Source organism: Pseudotabrizicola algicola (genome assembly GCF_010915705.1).
Taxonomy (GTDB): domain Bacteria; phylum Pseudomonadota; class Alphaproteobacteria; order Rhodobacterales; family Rhodobacteraceae; genus Pseudotabrizicola; species Pseudotabrizicola algicola.
Window position 1 is genome coordinate 51337 of the sequence record NZ_JAAIKE010000007.1, and the last position, 19626, is coordinate 70962.

The following is a 19626-nucleotide window of genomic DNA, read 5'->3' on the forward strand; positions in this document are numbered from 1 at the left end:
AAATCAGGCCTTTTTAAGATTCTTTGCAGAATCCTTGATGGCGGCATACTGACCCGAGGGCCGATAGCGCCACAGGTATTCCGGCAAGACAGCGTCAATCGAGGTGGGCGTGATGCCAAGATCGGCAAAGCCCTTCGCTCCATCGGCCACCACGTTGTCTCGCGCAAGGTTGCGCACCTGATCGCGGGTCAGAATCTTGTTCTCGAACAACCCGACAGTCAGCGCCTGCACAAGATCGAAGGTGCCGCCCATCAGACGGGCTGCAAAAAACGGCACATTGAGAATGAGACGGCGGCGATGGATCACGCCAAGCATCTTTCCCATCAGGTCGCGGAAGCTCGCCACATCCGGCCCGCCAAGTTCGTAGATGCCCGGTTCCGCAAGGCCTTTGGCGGCACGCACCGCCGCTTCGGCCACATCTTCCACATGCACGGGCTGGAACCGAGTATCGGCACCGACCACCGGCAGGATCGGTGTCATCGTCGCCATGCCGGCAAAGCGGTTGAAGAACTGGTCTTCGGTTCCGAAGATTACCGATGGCCGCAGGATCACCGCCGACGGATAGGCCGCCAGAACCGCCGCCTCGCCCTCGGCCTTGCTGCGGGCATAGTCGCTGTCGCTGGTCTTGTCGGCCCCGATGGCGGAAAGCTGCACCAGATGCGGCACCGCAAGCTCTGCCGCGATACGGGCCACGCGGGCTGCACCCTTTGCCTGCACCGCATCGAAGGTGTTTTTGCCGGACCGGTTCAGGATGCCGACGCAATTCACCACGGCATCGGCCCCCAGCATCACCGCGCGCACCGACTCGTCGTCGCGGATGTTGCACAGCACAGGCTCGACCTGTCCCGGCACGCCATAGGGGCGCACGAACAGCGCCTCGTTCGGGCGACGCACCGCCACGCGCACGCGCCAGCCATCTTTTGCCATGCGGCGCGCGATGTAACGGCCCACAAAACCCGAACCGCCGTAGATGGTGACAAGCTTGCTCATGCGGATGAACCCTTTCGGCCTGACGAAACCTGAGACTTCCATAGCTTTGACACCCCGTGCGGGCAAGATGAAAGGCCGTCGCACAGGCGGTGAGTTTTTTCTTGTGAAGTGCTTTTCTTCCCGTTGACACCCCCGCACGGCCCGCATAAACAGCCCCCACACCATCGCCCAGATGGCGGAATTGGTAGACGCACTGGTTTCAGGTACCAGCGCTGCAAGGCGTGGAGGTTCGAGTCCTCTTCTGGGCACCAAATTCAAAACGGCCGTCCTTCGGGACGGCCGTTTTCATTTGCGCCGCAGCCTGCTAAGGCGCAGTCACTCAGCAAAGGGGCCAGCCGCGTGACGATTTACCTGCACAAGACCGATCTTCCCGATGGCCTTACGCTTGGCCCCGTGGTGGCGATCGACACCGAAACGATGGGGCTGGACCCGCGCCGCGACCGTCTGTGCGTGGTGCAGCTTTCGGACGGGAACGGTGACGCGCATCTGGTGCAGATCGGCCTTGGCCAGACCTCGGCCCCGAATCTCGAACGGTTGCTCACCGATCCGGCCACGCTCAAGCTGTTCCATTACGGGCGTTTCGACATCGCGGCACTGAAATGCGCCTTTGGCGTCACCACGCAGCCCGTGTGGTGCACCAAGATCGCCTCGCGGCTGATCCGAACCTTCACCGACCGGCACGGGCTCAAGCATCTGCTGCTGGAACTTCTGGGCGTCGATGTATCAAAGCAGCAGCAGACGAGCGACTGGGGCGCGGCCACGCTGACCGAGGCGCAAAAGGACTATGCGGCGTCCGATGTGCTGCATCTGCACGCGCTGAAGGCCGAGCTTGAAAAGCGGCTGGAGCGGGAGGAGCGCAGCGATCTGGCGGCCCGCCTGTTCGCCTTTTTGCCGACGCGGGCCGAACTGGACCTGATGGGCTGGTCCGACACCACCGACATCTTCAACCACTAGCATCTTCACCCGCTCGGCGGCCTGCCGCCGACACGGGCAGCGCCGCCATTGGCGGCATCGGCCGCGCTCTGTAACCTGCCGCAGGGCTTTGCCGCGAGAAAGCAGCATGGATATGGCACAATCGGATTTCCACTCGCGTCTGATCGGCTGGCTCAAGATCCTGCTGCCCCTAGTGGCGCTTGGCATCTTGTCGACGCTGTTTCTGGTCGCGCGCACCATCGACCCTGACAATGCGATTCCCTATGCCGATGTCGACGTCGAGGACCGCTTGCGCGAGCCGCGCATGACCGCGCCGAATTATGCGGGGCTGACCGCAGACGGGGCCGCGCTGACCATCCGCGCCGATGAGGCGCGCCCCGCCTCGGACAGCGGAACAAGGGCCAGCGCGCTGGCGCTGAGCGGGGTGCTGGAAACCCCCGATGGCGGCCGCACCGAGTTGCTGGCGGGGGCCGGACAGATCGACCCCGGCGCGCGGCGTATCCTGCTGACCGACGGGGTCACCATCCGCTCGTCGACGGGCTGGCAGGTGCAGGGCGAAAACCTGACCGCTGCGATGGACACGACCGATATCGAGATGCCCGATGCCGTGACCGCGACCGGCCCGGCGGGCGTTGTCACCGCCGACAGCCTGCGGCTGACTCAGGCCGGTGACGGGGAAGACTCCTATCTTCTGGTTTTCAACGGGGCGGTGAAGCTGGTATACGCTCCGGCAAACTGATCCATTGCACAATTTTCAGACAGGCTGACCATGTTCCAGTTGCGCGCCTCTTTTTCTCTGGCGGCCATATCTCGGGTGACCCTCGGCCTTGCGGTCGTCCTGTGCCTGTCTTTCCTCTCCGGTGATCCGGCCCGGGCGCAGCAGGCGAACATCCGCTTTGGTGGCTTGCAGCAGGATACCACCCTGCCCGTCGAGGTGACATCGGACACGCTTTCGGTCGATCAGGCCAGCGGCGCCGCGATGTTCACCGGCAATGTCATGGCCAAGCAGGGCGAAATGCGGCTGACCGCAGGCACGATCCGTGTGGAATATGCCAGTGACGGCCAGGGCATCGCCCGCCTGATCGCCAGCGACGGGGTGACTCTGGTCAGCCCGAGTGACGCGGCAGAGGCGCGCGAGGCGGTTTATACCATCGCCAGCGGCACGGTAGAGATGACGGGCGATGTGCTTCTGACCCAAGGCCGCGCCGCGATTTCCGGCCAGAACCTGACGGTGAACCTGACCGATGGCACCGGCACCATGACAGGCGGGGTCAAGACCGTGTTCCAGCCGGGGTCGGCACCTTGACCGCCCCGCGCGCGCTTTCCGTCACCCAAGGCAGCGCCGGTCTGGTGATCCGGTCGCTGCGCAAAAGCTACAAGAAGCGACCGGTGATCCGCGACGTCTCGATGGAACTCAGCCGGGGCGAGGTGGTGGCGCTGCTGGGGCCGAACGGATCGGGCAAGACCACCTGCTTTTACGCCATCGCCGGATTGGTCACGCCCGAAGGCGGGCAGGTCATCATCGACGGCAAAGACGTGACCGCCCTGCCGATGTACCGGCGCGCACGGCTCGGCATCGGCTATCTGCCGCAAGAGGTCAGCATCTTTCGCGGCCTTTCGGTGGAAGACAACATCCTTGCGGTGCTGGAGATTACCGATCTGGATCGCCACAAGCAGCGCGAGCGGCTGGACGAATTGCTGTCGGAGTTTTCCATCACCCACCTGCGCCGCGCGCCTGCGCTGGCCCTTTCGGGCGGCGAGCGGCGGCGGGTGGAAATCGCCCGCTGTCTGGCGGCAAACCCGAAGTATCTGCTGCTGGATGAACCCTTTGCCGGCGTGGACCCGATTGCGGTGGCGGAAATCCGCGGGCTTGTGCATGACCTCAAGTCGCGCGGCATCGGCGTGCTGATCACCGACCATAACGTGCGCGAAACGCTGGAGATCGTCGATCGCGCGTATATCTTGCACGATGGCCATGTGCTGATGAGCGGCACCACCGAAGAAGTCGTGCGCGACGAAACCGTGCGGCGCGTCTATCTGGGCCAGAACTTCCGCATTTCCTGATCACATCCAGATGACAATGCGGTGACGATTCGGTTGACAAGTCGGCCATCCCTGTCGCCAAATACCGTGGATGCGAGCAAGAACCCGCCATCTGCCAAGCCTGCCTTGCGGCCGCCATTCGGCCCCGCCATCTTGCAGTTGCGCCCCCGGTCCCCATGTCAAGGAAAGTAGACCTCTGGCTGCGGGCACCCGCCCCCGGCCAGAGCAAGAAGCCGCGCGGAGGAGACATCATGCGCTATCAGATCAGTGGAAAACAGATCGACATCGGAGAAGCCCTGCAGACCCATGTGAAGGCCGAACTTGGCGAGGTGGTCGAGAAATACGCCCAGCGCCCGACAGAGGCCGTCATCGTCTTTTCCCGCGTTGCGCATGAATATGTCTGCGAAACCGTGATCCATCTTTCCACCGGACTGACCGCGCAGGCCAAGGGCCATGCCACTGAAATCTATGCGGCTTTTGAATCCTGCCGCGAGAAGATGGACAAGCAGCTGCGCCGTTACAAACGCCGCATCCGCAACCACCATTCTGCCCGAACGTCACCTGTTGAATTTGACGGCGCATCCTCATATATCCTCGCCCCAACCGAGGACGCCGAGGATGCGGAGCCAGACAGCCTCCAGCCCATCGTGATCGCCGAGATGGAGACGAAGATACCGTCTATCACCGTCGGCGAAGCCGTGATGCAGCTGGAGTTGAACGGCAACCGGATGCTCGTGTTCCGCAATGAAGGGCATGGCGGGGTGAATGTGGTCTATCGCCGGGATGACGGCAACATAGGCTGGATCGACCCGCGCAACAGCAAATAGGGGCAGCCGGTTGGCTGTTCGGGAACACGACCGTCCATGGATTTAGCAAAGCTCCTCACGCCCGGCGCCGTTCGCGTCGTCGGGCAGATCACCAGCAAGAAGCGTCTCTTTCAGGAACTGGGAGAGATGGTGGCCGGATGCTACGGGCTGACGGCCGCCATTGCTGTGGACGGTCTGCAAGAACGCGAAAGCCTTGGCCCCACAGGTGTGGGCCACGGCATCGCCCTGCCCCATGCGCGGCTGGAAGACCTTGACCGGATCGTCGGCGTGTTCATCCGGCTGGAGAAACCGCTGGATTATGACAGCGTCGACCGTCAACCGGTGGACCTGATCTTTGGCCTGTTCGCCCCGAAGGATTCGGGGGTCGATCACCTGAAGGCGCTGGCGCTGGTCAGCCGCACCATGCGCGACCAGAACGTTGTCGCAAAGCTGCGTGCCAATACCGACCCCGCCAAGCTGCACGCGATCCTGACCGAATCCCGCACCCCGCAAGCGGCCTGATGCCCGCATGGGCCGCGCCTGTGTGATCTTTGACTGCGACGGCGTGCTGATCGACAGCGAGATCATCAGCGCCCGCATGTTGATAGAGGCTTTGGCCCAGCGCGGCGTGACCATCGACCTGCCCTATGTGGCGCGGCATTTTCTGGGCCGCAGCTATCCGGTGGTGATGGCCCAGATCCGCACCGAATTCGGGCTGGACCTGCCCCCCAGCTTTGAAGACGAATACCGCGACCGCCTGCTCGAAGGCTTTCGCGCCGGACTGAAGATCATGCCGGACGTCCGCGATGTGATCGGCGCGCTGGCCGTGCCGTTTTGCGTGGCCACCTCCTCCAGCCCCCGCCGCGCCGAGATGTCGCTGCGTCTGGTTGGCCTGTGGGACGTGTTTGACGGGCGGGTGTTCACCGCAAGCCAGGTGGCGCGCGGCAAGCCCGCTCCCGACCTGTTCCTGTTTGCCGCAAGCCGGATGGGATTTGCCCCCGCCGATTGTCTGGTGATCGAAGACAGCCTGACAGGCGTTGCCGCCGCCCGCACCGCCGGCATGGAGGTCTGGCAGTTTACCGGTGGCAGCCATATGGCGGGCCTGTCACTGGAGATGGGCCAAGGTGCCAGCCCGGACTTGCGTTTTGCATCATTTGCAGACTTCCATCGGCTTGCCCCCGAAACCCTGAGGCAAGCATGAGCCGGATCGAGAACAGCGACCCTACGCCCCAAGATGACGCCGCCCGCGCGGGCTGGCTGTATTACGTGGCGGGCATGACGCAAGACCAGATCGCCGCCGAGCTTGGCATCAGCCGCCAGCGCGCGCAGCGTCTGGTTGCCAAGGCAATGGCCGACGGTCTTATCCATGTGCGGCTGAACCATCGCATCGGGGCCTGCCTCGATCTGGAATCGGCCCTGCGCGACCGCTTCGGATTGGGGCGCTGCCGTGTGTCGCCATCGCTGGGCGGCGCGGACCCCGTGCTGTCGATCGCCCCCGCCGCCGCCGCCGAACTGGAGCGGGTGCTGCGTCAGCCCGATCCGCTGACCATCGCGCTGGGAACCGGTCGCGCCATGCGCGGCATGGTCGATGCCATCACCCCGCTCGAGGCACCGCAGCACCGGCTTGTCTCGCTGATCGGGAACATCGCGCCTGACGGGTCCGCCAGCTTTTTCGATGTCATCATGCGGGTGTCCGACAAGGTGCGCGCCCCGCATTACCCCATGCTGGTGCCGGTGATCTCGCCCACCAGTGCCGAGCGTGACGCCTTTCACGCACTGGCCCCCGTGCGGCGGGTGGCCGATCTGGCGCGCGCGGCGGATGTGGTCTTTGTCGGCGTCGGCCAGATGTCCGACGATGCGCCGCTCCTGGCCGACGGCTTTGTCACCCGTGAGGAGTTGGACCAGATGCGCGCCGCCGGAGCCGTCGGCGAAGTGGCGGGCTGGGTGTTTGATTCGGCGGGTCAGTATCTGGATGTCGGCACCAATACCCGCACCGGCGGGGTGCGCGTCGCGCAGAATCCCGACCGTCCTGCCGTGGGCATTGCTGCGGGCGCATCCAAGGCCCCCGCCATCGCTGCGGCGCTGAAATCGGGAATCATCAATGGTTTGATCACTGACGAGCTGACCGCCCGCGCGGTGCTCGCGTCCTGATTGCTTTGCATTTGCGGCGTAGGAAGGGGCTTGACGGCTGCGGCCCTAATGTGAGTAATTGCCCATCAAGCGATGATTTGCTCATTCGCTGATAGGGAGGATAACCATGACACTCACGCTCCGCGCCCTGCTTGGCGCGACGGTTTCGCTTACTCTGGCGGGTGCCGCCTTGGCCGAAACCACCATCACCGTTGCCACCGTCAACAACGGCGACATGATCCGCATGCAAGGCCTGATGGACGACTTCTATGCCAAACACCCCGACATCAAGGTCGAATGGGTGACGCTGGAAGAGAACGTCCTGCGCCAGCGCGTGACCACCGACATCGCCACCAAGGGCGGCCAGTTCGACGTGCTGACCATCGGCACCTACGAGGTTCCGATCTGGGGCAAGCAGGGCTGGCTGGTCAGCCTGAACGACCTGCCTGCCGAATATGACGTGGACGACCTGCTGCCCGCGATCCGGGGCGGCCTGACCGTGGATGGCGAGCTTTATGCCGCGCCCTTCTACGGCGAATCCTCGATGGTGATGTATCGCAAGGATCTGATGGAAGCCGCCGGTCTGACCATGCCCGAGGCGCCGACATGGGATGACATCAAGGCCGCAGCCGCCGCGATGACCGACAAGTCGAAAGAGCAATATGGCATCTGTCTGCGCGGCAAAGCAGGCTGGGGCGAAAACATGGCCTTCCTGACCGCCATGTCCAACAGCTATGGCGCGCGCTGGTTCGATGAAAACTGGCGGCCCCAGTTCGATGGCGAGGCATGGAAGGCCACGCTGACCGATTATCTGGCGATGATGAACGAATACGGCCCGCCCGGTGCGGCAAACAACGGGTTCAACGAAAACCTGTCGCTGTTCCAGCAAGGCAAATGCGGCATGTGGATCGATGCAACCGTCGCCGCGTCTTTCGTGACCAACCCGAATGATTCCAGCGTCGCCGACAAGGTCGGCTTTGCGCTCGCCCCCGATACCGGCAAGGGCAAGCGCGGCAACTGGCTCTGGGCATGGTCGCTGGGCATTCCGGCAGGCACGCAAAAGGCCGATGCCGCCAAGGCCTTCGTGGCCTGGGCCACCTCGAAAGAGTATCTCGAAGTCGTCGCGGCCAAGGAAGGCTGGGCAAACGTGCCTCCGGGCACCCGTGCGTCGCTCTACGCCAATCCGGAATACCAGAAGGTGCCCTTCGCGCAGATGACGCTCGACAGCATCAACTCGGCCGATCCGACCAACCCGACGGTTGATCCGGTGCCTTATGTCGGCGTGCAATTCGTGGCGATCCCCGAATTCCAGGGCCTCGGCACCGCCGTGGGCCAGCAGTTCAGCGCCGCCCTTGCCGGCACCATGACCGCCGAGGCCGCGCTGGCCGCCGCGCAAACGCTGGTGACCACCGAAATGACGCGGTCCGGTTACATCAAGTAACCTGTTCCTCCTGTGATGCCGGGTGCCTCCGCCCGGCCTCACGCCGCCGCGTCCCGGTGCCGGGCCCTGCGCCCGGCACCCCACCTTCCCCTCCTTCCGCACAAGGACCAAGCCGATGGCAACCGCCCATTCCCGGACTGCTGCGCGCCTGATGCTGTCGCCCGCGGTCCTGCTCCTGCTGCTCTGGATGATCGTGCCGCTGGGGATGACGCTGTATTTCAGCTTCCTGCGCTACAATCTGCTGATGCCGGGCATGGAGACATTCGTCGGCTTCGACAATTACTATTACTTCGTGAACCAGCCTGCCTTCTGGTCGGCCCTGTCGAACACGCTGGTCCTTGTGCTGGGGGTGCTCTGCATCACCGTGATCGGGGGCATCCTGCTCGCGCTTTTGCTCGACCAGCCGTTCTGGGGCCAAGGCATCGTGCGGGTGCTGGTGATCGCGCCCTTCTTTGTCATGCCCACCGTGTCGGCGCTGGTGTGGAAGAACATGTTCATGAATCCCGTGAACGGCATGTTCGCCCATGCGGCCAAGGCACTTGGCCTGCAACCCTTTGATTTCCTGTCACATGCCCCCTTGGCTTCGATCATCCTGATCGTGGCATGGCAATGGCTGCCCTTTGCCACGCTGATCCTGCTGACGGCGCTGCAAAGCCTTGACCGCGAACAGCAAGAGGCCGCCGAGATGGATGGCGCGGGCTGGTTCCAGCGGTTCATCTACCTGACGGTGCCGCATCTGACCCGCTCGATCACCGTGGTGATCCTGATCCAGACCATCTTCCTGCTGTCGGTCTTTGCCGAGATTCTGGTGACCACCAACGGCGGCCCCGGCACAGCCTCTACCAACCTCACCTACCTTGTCTATGCGCAGTCGCTGCTGAACTACGACGTCGGCGGCGGGTCTGCGGGCGGCATCATCGCGGTCATCCTGGCCAATATCGTCGCGATCTTCCTGATGCGGATGATCGGCAAGAATCTGGAGGCATGAGATGGCCCGCAAGGTTTCCAACACCCGCAAGACGGTCGTCACGCTCGCCGCGTGGAGCATCGGGTTCCTGATCTTCTTTCCGATCCTCTGGATCATCATCCTCGGCTTCAAGTCCGAAGGCGATGCCATCAAGACCCCGCTGCAGGTGCTGTTCAGCGACTGGACGCTGCAAAGTTACCATGACGTGCAGGCGCGCTCGAACTATGCGCGGCACTTCTGGAATTCGGTGATCCTGTCGGTCGGATCGACGATGATCGCGCTGGCCATCGCCATTCCGGCCGCGTGGTCGATGGCCTTCGTGCCGGGCAAGCGGACGAAGGATCTGCTGATGTGGATGCTGTCCACCAAGATGATGCCCGCCGTGGGCGTTCTGGTGCCGATGTATCTCCTGTTCCGCGATTTCGGCCTCCTGGACAGCCGCATCGGCCTTGTGGGGGTGCTGACGCTCATCAACCTGCCGATCGTGGTCTGGATGCTCTACACCTATTTCAAGGAAATCCCCGGCGAGATTCTGGAAGCCGCGCGGATGGACGGGGCCAGCCTGCGGTCGGAAATCCTCTATGTGCTGACGCCGATGGCGGTGCCGGGCATCGCCTCGACCATGCTCCTGAACATCATCCTCGCGTGGAACGAGGCGTTCTGGACCCTGCAACTGACCACATCACAGGCCGCCCCGCTGACGCAGTTCATCGCCAGCTACTCGTCCCCCGAGGGCCTGTTCTACGCAAAACTATCGGCGGCCAGCACTATGGCCATCGCTCCGATCCTGATCCTTGGCTGGTTCAGTCAAAAGCAACTCGTGCGCGGCCTGACATTCGGCGCGGTGAAGTGAGGACGACATGGGCAAGATAACCCTGACGCAAGTGCGCAAATCCTTTGGAGAGGTGGATGTCATCCCCGGCATCGACCTGACCATCGACGAAGGTGAATTCGTGGTCTTTGTCGGCCCCTCGGGCTGCGGAAAATCGACCCTGCTCCGGCTGATTGCGGGGCTGGAGGATACCTCGGGCGGCGTGATCTCGATTGACGGGATGGACGCCACCGACCTGCCCCCCGCCAAGCGGCGGCTGGCGATGGTGTTCCAGTCCTACGCTTTGTATCCGCATATGTCGGTGCGCAAGAACATCGCCTTCCCGCTGAAGATGGCAGGGATGGACGCCGCCGAACAGGAAAAGCGGGTGAACCACGCCGCCCGCATCCTGAACCTTGGCAATTACCTTGACCGCCGCCCCGGCCAGCTTTCGGGCGGGCAGCGGCAGCGCGTCGCCATCGGCCGTGCCATCGTGCGCGAACCCGCCGCTTTCCTGTTCGATGAACCGCTGTCGAACCTCGATGCCGCCTTGCGCGTCTCCATGCGGCAGGAAATCAGCGAACTGCACCAGACGCTGAAGACCACGATGATCTATGTGACCCACGATCAGGTGGAAGCCATGACGATGGCCGACAAGATCGTGGTGCTGAACGCGGGCCGCATCGAACAGGTGGGCAGCCCGATGGAGCTGTATCGCAATCCCGCCAACCTGTTTGTCGCGGGCTTCATCGGCAGCCCCAAGATGAACCTCATCGAAGGCCCCGAAGCCGCGAGGCACAACGCCACCACCATCGGCATCCGCCCCGAGCATATCGACATCGGCGGCGATGGCCCGTGGCAGGGCGTCGTCGGCCTGTCCGAGCACCTTGGCTCCGACACCTTCCTCAAGGTGAACGCAGGCCCGCTCGGCACGCTCACGGTGCGCGCCAGCGGCGAGGTCGACATTCACCACGGCGACAGCATCCGCATGACCCCGCAAGTGGGCAAACTGCTGCGCTTTGGCGCAGACGGAAAGGCACTGAAATGAGACTGCACGGCAAGACTGCCCTCATCACCGGGGCCGCGCGCGGCATCGGTCTGGAGTTCGCCCGCGCCTACATCGCCGAAGGCGCGCAGGTGACGCTGGCCGACATCAATGCCGAAGCGGTCAAGGCCGCGGCGGCAAGCCTTGGCCCGCAGGCCCATGCGGTCCATCTGGATGTGACGCGGCAAGACAGCATCGACGCGGGGTTTGCCGAGGCCATCGACCGCATGGGCAAGCTGGATATCCTTATCAACAATGCCGCGCTGTTCTCTGCCGCCCCGATCGCAGAGATCACCCGCGCCGATTATGAACGCCTGTTCGCCGTCAATGTCTCTGGCACACTGTTCTGCCTGCAAGCCGCCGCGCGCCACATGATCGCACGCGGCGCGGGGGGCACCATAATCAACATGGCCTCACAGGCAGGGCGGCGCGGCGAATCTCTGGTTGCCGTCTATTGCGCGACCAAGGCGGCGGTGATTTCCCTGACCCAAAGCGCGGGGCTGAACCTTATCGCGCACGGCATCACCGTGAACGCTATCGCCCCCGGCGTGGTGGATGGCGAACACTGGGACGGGGTGGATGCCTATTTCGCCCGCTATGAAGGCAAGGCCCCCGGCCAGAAAAAGCGCGAAGTGGCGGCCGCTGTGCCTTTTGGCAGGCTTGGCACCGCTGCCGACCTGACCGGAATGGCAATCTTTCTTGCGACCGACGAAGCGAAATACATCGTCTCCCAATGCTTCGGGGTCGATGGCGGAAACTGGATGGCCTGAGATGACCCGCACCCTTCCCCCTGTTTCCCTCCCCGCCTATGACCGCAGCGCGCTGACCCCCGGCATCGTCCATATCGGCCTTGGCAACTTTCACCGCGCGCATATGGCCGTCTATCTGGATGACCTGATGGCAATGGGCCTTGCGCAAGATTGGGCGATTCTGGGCGCGGGCGTGCGCAGCGGCGATGCCCGCATGCGCGAGGCGATGCTGGCGCAGGATTGCCTGTCCACGATCATCGAGCTTGACCCGAAGGGCCGCACCGCCCGCCGCGTCGGCGCCATGACCGGCTTTGTCGAGGTGCAGCCCGACAATGCCGCGCTGATCGCCGCGATGACCGATCCGGCGATCCGCATCGTCAGCCTGACGGTGACCGAAGGCGGCTATTTCATCGACGCCGCCACCGGCCAGTTCGACCCCGAGGCCGCCGAAATCCGCCATGACGCGGCGCGCCCCGATGCCCCGCAAACCGCATTCGGGGCAATCCTTGCCGCCCTGCGCGCGCGCAAGGCGGCGGGCCACGCGCCCTTTACCGTGATGTCCTGCGATAACCTGCCCGGCAACGGCCATGTGACACAGGCGGCAGTCGTCGGCCTTGCCCGCCTGTCAGACCCTGCCTTTGCCGACTGGGTAAAGGCGCATGTCGCCTTTCCCAACGGCATGGTCGACCGCATCACCCCCGCCACCGGCCCGCGCGAGCGCGAGATGGCGGCCGCCTTCGGCCTCTCCGATGATCAGGTTCCCGTCACCTGCGAGCCGTTCCGCCAGTGGGTGCTGGAAGACAACTTCCCCGCCGGACGCCCGCCGCTGGAACGGGTCGGCGTGACCTTTACCGATGATGTGCATGCCTATGAGGCGATGAAGATCCGCATCCTCAACGGCGGCCATGCCACCATCGCCTATCCGGGCGGGCTGATGGATGTGGAATATGTGCATGAGGCGATGGCCCACCCGCTCATCAGCGGCTTTCTCGACAAGGTGGAACGGGACGAGATCATCCCTTACGTCGCCCCGGTGCCGAACACCGACCTTGCCGCCTATTACGCGCAGGTGCGCGAGCGGTTCAGCAACCCCGAGGTGGCCGATACCGAACGCCGCCTCTGTCTGGACGGGTCGAACCGCCAGCCGAAGTTCATCATCCCCTCGCTGCGCGATGCACTGGCGGCGGGCGGCAGGATCGAAGGGCTGGCGCTGGTCTCGGCGCTCTGGTGCCGCTATTGCGCCGGAACCACCGACAGCGGGCAAGAGATCGCGCCGAATGATCCCGATTGGGACAGGCTGCAACCGCTGGCACTGGCCGCCCGGTCCGATCCGTCTCTCTGGATCGGGCAGCGCGCGATTTATGGCGAAACGGGGCAAGACCCGCGCTTTGCCGCCGCCTTTGCCAATGCGCTTGCCGGTCTCTGGGCGGATGGCACCGAAAAGACTCTGGCGCGCTATCTGGACGCCTGATCGCGCCAGTCGCCAAAGCCAAAGGCCAGATAGTCGCGCGCATAGGCATCGCGCGCGGCGGCCTCCACCTCGGCATCATAGATCGCGGCCAGCGGGGTAAACCCGTGCGGCGATGCGGGGGGCAAGGCCGGCGGCTCTTGCCCCACCTCTGCCGCCAGAAAGGCCAGCCCTTCGGCCAGCCGCTCCTCTCGCAGAACCACATCCGGCCGACACGGGTGCTGGTCTGGCCCGACAGGTTCAGCTTGACCCATTTCAGAAAGGCCAGAAATCCGGCGCGATGGGCGGCGACATCGGCGTAATCCTTGCCGCGCGCGGGCAGGTCGATCTTGTGGACCTTGCCCATCTGCTCGCGGATCTGGTCAAGCCCGCCCGACAGGATCTGCGTGCAAAACGCCTCATGCGCGCGGGCGACCGGATGGCGCAGCACCGTGAAGGACCGATGGCCGGGGCGCGCGCGTTTCCATTGCCGCAGGGTTTTCTGGGTGAAATCCCCCTCCAGCCCGCCAAAGCCCTGCATCCAGCCCGTGACCTGCTGCACCGGACCGCCCCGCAGCGGCATGTAAAGCAGCCCCGCCATCCGCGCCGCCAGAAACTGCGGCACCATCGGCGGGCGGCGCGGCTCGAAATTCGGCGTGCGCGCCAGATTGAACCGGTCCAGCCGCGCCAGCCCCCGCTCCATCTCGTCGGGGTTCACCACCTTTTGGGTAATTTCTTCCGGATTCTGCTTTTTCAGGCTGCCATCCAGCCCCGCAAGCCCCTGCAGGCCCAGAAAGGCGGCAAGCCCGTTCAGCACATCCAGATCGTTGATATCGTCATAATCGATGTAGAATGCCGTCTGCCCGCTGGTCTGCAACCCGTGCAGCAAGCGCACCTGAAACGCCTGCAAGTCGCTGACATGCGCCTCGAACTCGGCGGCATCAAACCGCACCTGCGCGCTTTTCAGGTTCTTGGCATTGGTCAGCTTCCACTGGCCGGTTTCCTGCGCGATCTTCCAGCTGACATAGCTTTCAACCGGGTTGCGGGTCAGGATGATCTTGGCGCAGTGCGGGTCATCCAGCACCGGCTGCACCACGCGGGGGTCATGGTCGTGGAAATAGCGAAACCCCGACAAACCCTTGGTCTGCGCCCGCATCGCCCGGATCAGCGCCAGAGGGTCAGCCTCCCGATCCGCCATCGAAAAGCCGAACAGGCTGGTCTGGTCTTTCTTGCCGATGAAATGCGGGTTGAACACCTCTCCGTGGCAGTGGACACCGTCCATCGCGTTCAGATTGGCTTCGAGAAAATTCGACCCTGTCCGCATCTCTGCGAACATTACAAAACTGTCAAACCGCTTGGACACTCACTTCACCAGATAGGGGCGCCCGCGGCGCGTGGATCTTGTCGCCGGATCATCCCCCACCGGAAAATCACCCATAAGCACCGGCTGCATCCCTTGGTTGCGCAGGTTCTGCAGGAACTGGCCAAAGCCGGTCAGATCGGCCATGCGGGGCGCCTCGGTCAGCCGCCGCCCCTGACGCGGGCCGATTTCGTCGATGATGGTCTGCAACGGCTCCATCGGGTTTTCGACAAAATCGGCAAGCGACCAGATGCGCACCCGCGCCTTGGCATAGGGCGCGCGCAGGACGTTCAGAAACTCCTGCTCGATCTTTTGCAGGCGCGCGGCCTCGCGCCGGATGTCGCCGAAATTCCGGTTGGAATGGAACAGCGGCACCGCCCAAGCCCCCGAGATGACCGAAATCTGCGCATTGCCATCCAGCGACATGAACCAGTTCAGCTCTTGCGTATCCGCAGGCCCGAACTGGAAGCACTGACGCTCGCCCCGCGTGTTCCAGATCAGGCTGGTCAGGAAGCTTTTCGGGTTGTAGTCGCGCACCTTGGCACTGTCGGACAGGGCGCCGTTATACACCGACTCGCCCCCGGCAAAATGCACACGGTCGGGTGCGAACAGATGCCCGTGTACCCGCGTGCCGCTGGCCTTGGACAGCCAGATCTCGAAATTCTCGAACACGTCGGCAAAGCCGGAAAACACCGAATACGGCCCCGCTGTCCGCCCGTTTTCGAAGTTCTCTTTCGGGAAACGGCTCTGCATATACAGGCCCGGCCGCCCCTTGACCCGCCGCTCCACCGCCTTGGCAAACAGCCGGTCGATCTTGCCGGGGTTCGGCTCGGCCGCGGCCTGACGGCTGCGGTCATCCGACAGGAACGCGCCGTAAAGCCGCACCGCATCCGGCCAGATCTTGCGGGCGACAAAACAGTCGGACCGCCGCAGCAATTGCAGGTGGTCATCGTAGAAGATGTGCGGCTTGCCCTGAAAATCGAACTTCGACAACGTCAGCGACCGGCTTTCGACCGAGCCGGACACCTGCCGCACCAGCGTCTGGAAATAGCTTTCGTCAGGGATCCAGACCTTCTGGAAATAGCGGTCGATCTTGGCGCGCTCGGGATGCTCCAGAATCGCCGACAGCGTGCGGCGGGTCAGGCACCACCACTGGCTGCCCAGATGCGGCACCAGTTCCGCCGGAATCTTCCGCCGATACCCCACCATGCGCTGCAATTTGACGTAAGTATCAAACCACCAGCGCTGCTTGCGCCAACTGAAGGGGAAGCGCAGCGTGAAGCGTTCGAAATCAAGCCCGCCGATCGTCCAGCCCACATCTTCGGTGGTCACGCTTTCGATGAAATCGGTCTTGGGCCGTTCATCCAGATAGGCGCGCAATTCCTCGACCGGACGCAGCGGCAGGCAAGACCCCGAGGCGAGATAGACATGCCGCACCTCGGCAAACTCGCGCAGCATGACCGTCGCCGCCTCCTGGCTGGCGGCCACAATGCCCCATGTGCCCCATTCGCAGGCATGACGGCCCGAAAAGCGCACGTTGGGCAGATCGGAAAGCTCTTGCACCAGATCGCCATAGGGCTTGGCCGCCACCCGCCGGTCCACATGGATGACAACCGGACAGCCCCGCTCGGCCCAGTGCCGCGCCACCTGGGCAGCGCGACCCAGTGCCGTATGGCACAGCATCACAAAGCCCACCGTCATCCACGCGACTCCTTCATGCCCAGTTGCCCTTGGACATCAGCCCCAAAATCTCGAGCTGGCGCCAGTTGATATACTTTTCACTCCACTTGCACCAAACCTCGGGATGCTCGGCCAGCCCTTGCTGATAGGCCTTATACTCCGCACTTGCGGCATAATGTTGGCCGCGTTTGAGTTCTTCTTGCGCCTTGGCCGGAAACGTATCCAGAAACTTGGCATGCAGCAGCACGCCCGAGGCTTTTTCCCCGCCCCATTCGTCAAAGGCAAGATTCAGGCCACGCGGCAGCATCATGTGGGTGGAACTGATATAGGCATAGGACCGATGCCATTTGACCAGCGGAATCTTGTTCAGCGCGGGGGCCTTGGCGGGACTGTCGCCAAAGAAGATCCGCGTGCGCGGCCCGCCCTGAATCCAGAGGTTGCCATAGGCCGGATTGCGGCTGATCTGGTAATTCCCGCTGTCAAACCATTGCGCGATCTCGAACGGGTCCTGCCCTTCGCGATAGGTCTGGTCGGTGATCGGCCCCTTTGGATACATGTCCAGCAGCATCGCCGAGAAGGTGCGGATCTGCGTCGTGTCAAGCCAGTCGGTCAACGCGCGGATCGGGCGCGTTTCGCAAAAGGGATACACGAAAAACTCGTCCGGATCGACGGTCAGGCACCAATGGCCATGCCCGTAGCGCCGCAGCAGAAAGCTGAGCCAATCCATGCCGAAGCGGCTTTTCTTGTAACTGGCCTCGGTGCGCCAGAGCGACACATCGGGCTGCTCGCGCAGATATTCCAGCGACCCGTCGGTCGACCCGTTGTCGACCATGAAAAAATGGCTGACGCCAAGGTCGCGGTAATAGCGCAGGAAATACGGCAGGCGGATCTTTTCGTTCCGCAGCGTGGTAAAGGCGAAAATCGCATCCTCTGCCTGCCCTGCAGAACGGTCCGCCACCAGGCTCAGGTCACGACGGCTTGCCCAGCCCCGAAAGAGCAGGCGCCGGCGGTGCCAGCGAAGCCGATAGGAAGAGAGCAAACCCAAGATAACAACCCGATCTCAGAACGCACACAGAAAGCGACACCAGTCAGCGCAGCAGACGATATGACACTTTGGCCATTCTGCCATCATTTGCCCAGTTTCCAATGGCCACGCTAGTAAATTGACGCGATTTAGTAAACAATTTCACACAGTTTCACGCCAAAGCGCAGGCAACGGCGCCTTACACCCACCCCCCGCGCGACATCAGGCCCAGCGCCTCCAGCCGCCGCCACCCGCCCAGCCGTTCCGACTGCGGGCAGCGCAGCACGGGATCAGAAATGACCGTATCGTAATAACTGTCATAAAGCGCGCTATTGGCGAAATGCTGCTTCCTTGCCTTCTCTTCGGTTGATTTGCCGATGATCTCGGGCAGGAACTTGGTGTGCAGGAGCAGGCCGGAAATCTGCTCGCCCCCGTCTGTGGCATAAACCCGGTTCAGGCGCGGCGGCAGTATCGCATGGGTAGAGTTCACATAGGCATAGCGCCGGTTCCAGCGCACCAGTGGAATCTTGTTCAGCGTAGGGGCGCGGCGCGGGTCATCGGCAAAGAAAAGCCGGCCCCGGGGTCCGCCCTGAATCCACAGATTGCCCATCCGCTCCTGGACCTGCACCGCATAATTGCCCGGATCGAACCAGCGCAGCACCGACAGCGGGTCATCGCCGGGGCCGATCTGCGCCGCCGACAGCGGGCCGTCCGGGTAAAGGTCCAGCATCATGGTCCCCATCGCCTCCAGCCCCTGCTCCTCCAGCCAGCCGGTCAGCGCGGGCAAGGGGCGGGTCTGCCAATAGGGGTAGATCAACAACTCATCCGCATCGAGCGTCAGCGTCCAGTGGCCGTGTGCATGGCGCATCTGCAGCCATGTCACCCAGTCAAGGCCAAAGCGCGACAGCTTGTAGCTGGCCCTGGTATGCCACAGCGACACATCGGGCTGCGCCACCAGATAGTCGCGGGTGCCGTCGGTGCTGTCATTGTCCACGATCAGAAAATGGCGCACCCCCAGCTTGCGGTGGTGGTCAAGGAAATGCGGCAGGCGAAGCTGCTCGTTGCGCACGGTCATGAAACACAGGATATCGCCGCGCCGGATGGCGCTGCTGCGGTCCTTGACCACCTGCAGCGCGCGCCTGCTGCGGAACGACCGCCACAAATGCCTCCGCCGTCTGGTCCGCAAACCATAGGCGCGCCACGCCGCCCGCAACAGCGTCCTGACGCGCCCGGTCATGGCATTGCCTTATTGCGCGGCTTTCTGCAGCGCGACCATATCGTTCAGATAGGCCCCGAACTCGTCGCGCAGGTCGGGACGCGCCAGACCGAAGGCCACGGTGGCCTGCAGGAACCCGGCCTTGGAGCCGCAGTCATACCGCTGCCCGCGGAAACGGTAGCCGTAAACCTTGCTCTTGCCGATTTCCTCGGCGATGGCGTCGGTCAACTGGATCTCGCCGCCCACACCCTGCTTGATCTTGTTCAGGTTCACCAGAACATCGGGCGACAGGATATAGCGCCCGATCACCGCCAGATTCGACGGGGCCGATCCGGCGGGCGGCTTTTCGACCATGCCCTTGGCTTCGACGATCGAGCCCATGTCATTGGCGATATCAAGCACACCATAGGAAGACGCCCGCTCCGGCGCGACTTCCATCGCGGCCACCATATTGCCGCCAGTTTCGGCATAGGCCTCGATCATCTGCTGCAGGCAGGGCTTTTCCGCCGCGATCACGTCATCGGGCAGCAGCACGGCAAAGGGTTCGTTCCCGATCAGCCGACGCGCGCACCACACCGCATGGCCCAACCCCTGCGGACGGTTCTGGCGGATATAGGCAATCGCGCCGCTGTCCATGTTGGTGTCCTTGAGAACATCCAGAAGCTGGTCCTTGCCCGCCTTGCGCAGCGCCGATTCAAGCTCGGGGGCGACGTCAAAGTAATCTTCCAGCGCCGATTTGCCCCGGCTGGTCACGAAGATGAACTCTTTGATGCCTGCGGCACGCGCCTCGTCGATCGCGTATTGGATCAGCGGGCGATCGACCAGGGTCATGATCTCTTTCGGGATCGATTTGGTGGCCGGCAAGAACCGCGTTCCAAGCCCTGCAACCGGAAAGACCGCTTTGGTGACTTTCTTATGCTTCATAGCACTCGCTCTGTTTGATTGGCCGTCGCAAGAACGGTCGGTTTAAATGACTATACAACA

At 63.3% G+C, this 19626-nt stretch carries 19 protein-coding genes, 1 tRNA gene and 1 pseudogene; 15 read left to right on the forward strand and 6 right to left on the reverse strand.

What is annotated here, in order from left to right:
• Positions 1–3: 3 nt before the first annotated feature.
• Positions 4–990, reverse strand: a complete 987-nt coding sequence (locus G3572_RS17490; protein WP_164614314.1) for a complex I NDUFA9 subunit family protein — start codon at positions 988–990, stop codon at positions 4–6.
• Between the two features lie 166 nt (positions 991–1156).
• Here G3572_RS17490 and G3572_RS17495 point away from each other — a divergent pair.
• The 15 genes from G3572_RS17495 to G3572_RS17565 all read left to right on the forward strand — a co-directional run bounded on the left by G3572_RS17495 (position 1157) and on the right by G3572_RS17565 (position 13386).
• A tRNA-Leu gene (locus G3572_RS17495) sits at positions 1157–1241 on the forward strand.
• Between the two features lie 88 nt (positions 1242–1329).
• Positions 1330–1944: a ribonuclease D gene (locus tag G3572_RS17500; RefSeq protein WP_164614316.1), complete on the forward strand. Its 615-nt coding sequence runs from the start codon at positions 1330–1332 to the stop codon at positions 1942–1944.
• 112 nt (positions 1945–2056) lie between these two features.
• A complete protein-coding gene (locus G3572_RS17505) occupies positions 2057–2662 on the forward strand; it encodes a hypothetical protein (protein WP_240335614.1) in 606 nt (201 codons plus the stop codon).
• 30 nt (positions 2663–2692) lie between these two features.
• Entirely contained in the window at positions 2693–3229 is a 537-nt protein-coding gene (locus G3572_RS17510) for an LptA/OstA family protein (protein ID WP_164614320.1), read from the forward strand.
• Entirely contained in the window at positions 3226–3987 is a 762-nt protein-coding gene (lptB, locus tag G3572_RS17515; RefSeq protein WP_164614322.1) for an LPS export ABC transporter ATP-binding protein, read from the forward strand. The genes G3572_RS17510 and lptB overlap by 4 nt, the downstream gene beginning before the upstream one ends.
• 230 nt (positions 3988–4217) lie before the next feature.
• Positions 4218–4793 (forward strand): ribosome hibernation-promoting factor, HPF/YfiA family, encoded by a 576-nt coding sequence (gene hpf, locus G3572_RS17520; RefSeq protein WP_164614324.1) that lies wholly within the window; start codon positions 4218–4220, stop codon positions 4791–4793.
• Positions 4794–4829: 36 nt separating this feature from the next.
• Positions 4830–5294: a PTS sugar transporter subunit IIA gene (locus G3572_RS17525; protein ID WP_100196707.1), complete on the forward strand. Its 465-nt coding sequence runs from the start codon at positions 4830–4832 to the stop codon at positions 5292–5294.
• 7 nt (positions 5295–5301) lie between these two features.
• Positions 5302–5973, forward strand: coding sequence for an HAD family hydrolase (locus G3572_RS17530; protein ID WP_164614326.1), 672 nt, complete (start codon positions 5302–5304; stop codon positions 5971–5973).
• Positions 5970–6923, forward strand: a complete 954-nt coding sequence (locus tag G3572_RS17535) for a sugar-binding transcriptional regulator (protein WP_164614328.1) — start codon at positions 5970–5972, stop codon at positions 6921–6923. The genes G3572_RS17530 and G3572_RS17535 overlap by 4 nt, the downstream gene beginning before the upstream one ends.
• Positions 6924–7029: 106 nt before the next feature.
• Positions 7030–8343, forward strand: coding sequence for an ABC transporter substrate-binding protein (locus G3572_RS17540; protein WP_164614330.1), 1314 nt, complete (start codon positions 7030–7032; stop codon positions 8341–8343).
• A 115-nt stretch (positions 8344–8458) separates the two neighbouring features.
• Positions 8459–9331 (forward strand): carbohydrate ABC transporter permease, encoded by an 873-nt coding sequence (locus G3572_RS17545; protein ID WP_164614332.1) that lies wholly within the window; start codon positions 8459–8461, stop codon positions 9329–9331.
• Between the two features lies 1 nt (position 9332).
• On the forward strand, positions 9333–10163 hold the full coding sequence (locus G3572_RS17550) for a carbohydrate ABC transporter permease (protein WP_164614334.1): 831 nt from the start codon (positions 9333–9335) through the stop codon (positions 10161–10163).
• 7 nt (positions 10164–10170) lie between these two features.
• Positions 10171–11169, forward strand: coding sequence for an ABC transporter ATP-binding protein (locus tag G3572_RS17555; RefSeq protein ID WP_164614336.1), 999 nt, complete (start codon positions 10171–10173; stop codon positions 11167–11169).
• Entirely contained in the window at positions 11166–11936 is a 771-nt protein-coding gene (locus G3572_RS17560; protein ID WP_164614338.1) for an L-iditol 2-dehydrogenase, read from the forward strand. The genes G3572_RS17555 and G3572_RS17560 overlap by 4 nt, the downstream gene beginning before the upstream one ends.
• Position 11937: 1 nt before the next feature.
• The gene (locus tag G3572_RS17565) at positions 11938–13386 is read left to right on the forward strand and encodes a mannitol dehydrogenase family protein (RefSeq protein ID WP_164614340.1); all 1449 of its coding nucleotides are present in this window, start codon (positions 11938–11940) and stop codon (positions 13384–13386) included.
• Here the strand turns inward: G3572_RS17565 and G3572_RS17570 are convergent.
• The 5 genes and pseudogenes from G3572_RS17570 to galU form a co-directional block, all read right to left on the reverse strand.
• Positions 13371–14725, reverse strand: a pseudogene (locus G3572_RS17570) (nodulation protein NodH). The gene G3572_RS17565 and the pseudogene G3572_RS17570 sit on opposite strands and share 16 nt — an antisense overlap.
• Positions 14726–16423, reverse strand: coding sequence for a DUF5927 domain-containing protein (locus G3572_RS17575; protein ID WP_164614342.1), 1698 nt, complete (start codon positions 16421–16423; stop codon positions 14726–14728).
• A 13-nt stretch (positions 16424–16436) separates the two neighbouring features.
• Positions 16437–17447: a glycosyltransferase family 2 protein gene (locus G3572_RS17580; protein ID WP_164614343.1), complete on the reverse strand. Its 1011-nt coding sequence runs from the start codon at positions 17445–17447 to the stop codon at positions 16437–16439.
• A gap of 178 nt (positions 17448–17625) precedes the next feature.
• Positions 17626–18663 carry a glycosyltransferase family 2 protein gene (locus tag G3572_RS17585; protein WP_164614345.1) on the reverse strand — a complete coding sequence of 346 codons (1038 nt, stop codon included), beginning with the start codon at positions 18661–18663 and terminating at the stop codon, positions 17626–17628.
• Between the two features lie 9 nt (positions 18664–18672).
• Entirely contained in the window at positions 18673–19566 is an 894-nt protein-coding gene (gene galU, locus G3572_RS17590) for a UTP--glucose-1-phosphate uridylyltransferase GalU (RefSeq protein WP_164614347.1), read from the reverse strand.
• Positions 19567–19626 lie beyond the last annotated feature (60 nt).

Bases quoted from the DNA above. Each gene is read 5' to 3' on its own strand.
- G3572_RS17555 (WP_164614336.1), top strand. From the start codon at position 10,171: ATGGGCAAGATAACCCTGACGCAAGTGCGCAAATCCTTTGGAGAGGTG.
- G3572_RS17505 (WP_240335614.1), top strand. From the start codon at position 2,057: ATGGCACAATCGGATTTCCACTCGCGTCTGATCGGCTGGCTCAAGATC.
- G3572_RS17525 (WP_100196707.1), top strand. From the start codon at position 4,830: ATGGATTTAGCAAAGCTCCTCACGCCCGGCGCCGTTCGCGTCGTCGGG.
- G3572_RS17585 (WP_164614345.1), bottom strand. From the start codon at position 18,663: ATGACCGGGCGCGTCAGGACGCTGTTGCGGGCGGCGTGGCGCGCCTAT.
- G3572_RS17550 (WP_164614334.1), top strand. From the start codon at position 9,333: ATGGCCCGCAAGGTTTCCAACACCCGCAAGACGGTCGTCACGCTCGCC.
- galU (WP_164614347.1), bottom strand. From the start codon at position 19,566: ATGAAGCATAAGAAAGTCACCAAAGCGGTCTTTCCGGTTGCAGGGCTT.
- G3572_RS17535 (WP_164614328.1), top strand. From the start codon at position 5,970: ATGAGCCGGATCGAGAACAGCGACCCTACGCCCCAAGATGACGCCGCC.
- G3572_RS17490 (WP_164614314.1), bottom strand. From the start codon at position 990: ATGAGCAAGCTTGTCACCATCTACGGCGGTTCGGGTTTTGTGGGCCGT.
- G3572_RS17545 (WP_164614332.1), top strand. From the start codon at position 8,459: ATGGCAACCGCCCATTCCCGGACTGCTGCGCGCCTGATGCTGTCGCCC.
- hpf (WP_164614324.1), top strand. From the start codon at position 4,218: ATGCGCTATCAGATCAGTGGAAAACAGATCGACATCGGAGAAGCCCTG.
- G3572_RS17530 (WP_164614326.1), top strand. From the start codon at position 5,302: ATGGGCCGCGCCTGTGTGATCTTTGACTGCGACGGCGTGCTGATCGAC.
- G3572_RS17540 (WP_164614330.1), top strand. From the start codon at position 7,030: ATGACACTCACGCTCCGCGCCCTGCTTGGCGCGACGGTTTCGCTTACT.
- G3572_RS17575 (WP_164614342.1), bottom strand. From the start codon at position 16,423: ATGACGGTGGGCTTTGTGATGCTGTGCCATACGGCACTGGGTCGCGCT.
- G3572_RS17560 (WP_164614338.1), top strand. From the start codon at position 11,166: ATGAGACTGCACGGCAAGACTGCCCTCATCACCGGGGCCGCGCGCGGC.
- G3572_RS17565 (WP_164614340.1), top strand. From the start codon at position 11,938: ATGACCCGCACCCTTCCCCCTGTTTCCCTCCCCGCCTATGACCGCAGC.
- G3572_RS17510 (WP_164614320.1), top strand. From the start codon at position 2,693: ATGTTCCAGTTGCGCGCCTCTTTTTCTCTGGCGGCCATATCTCGGGTG.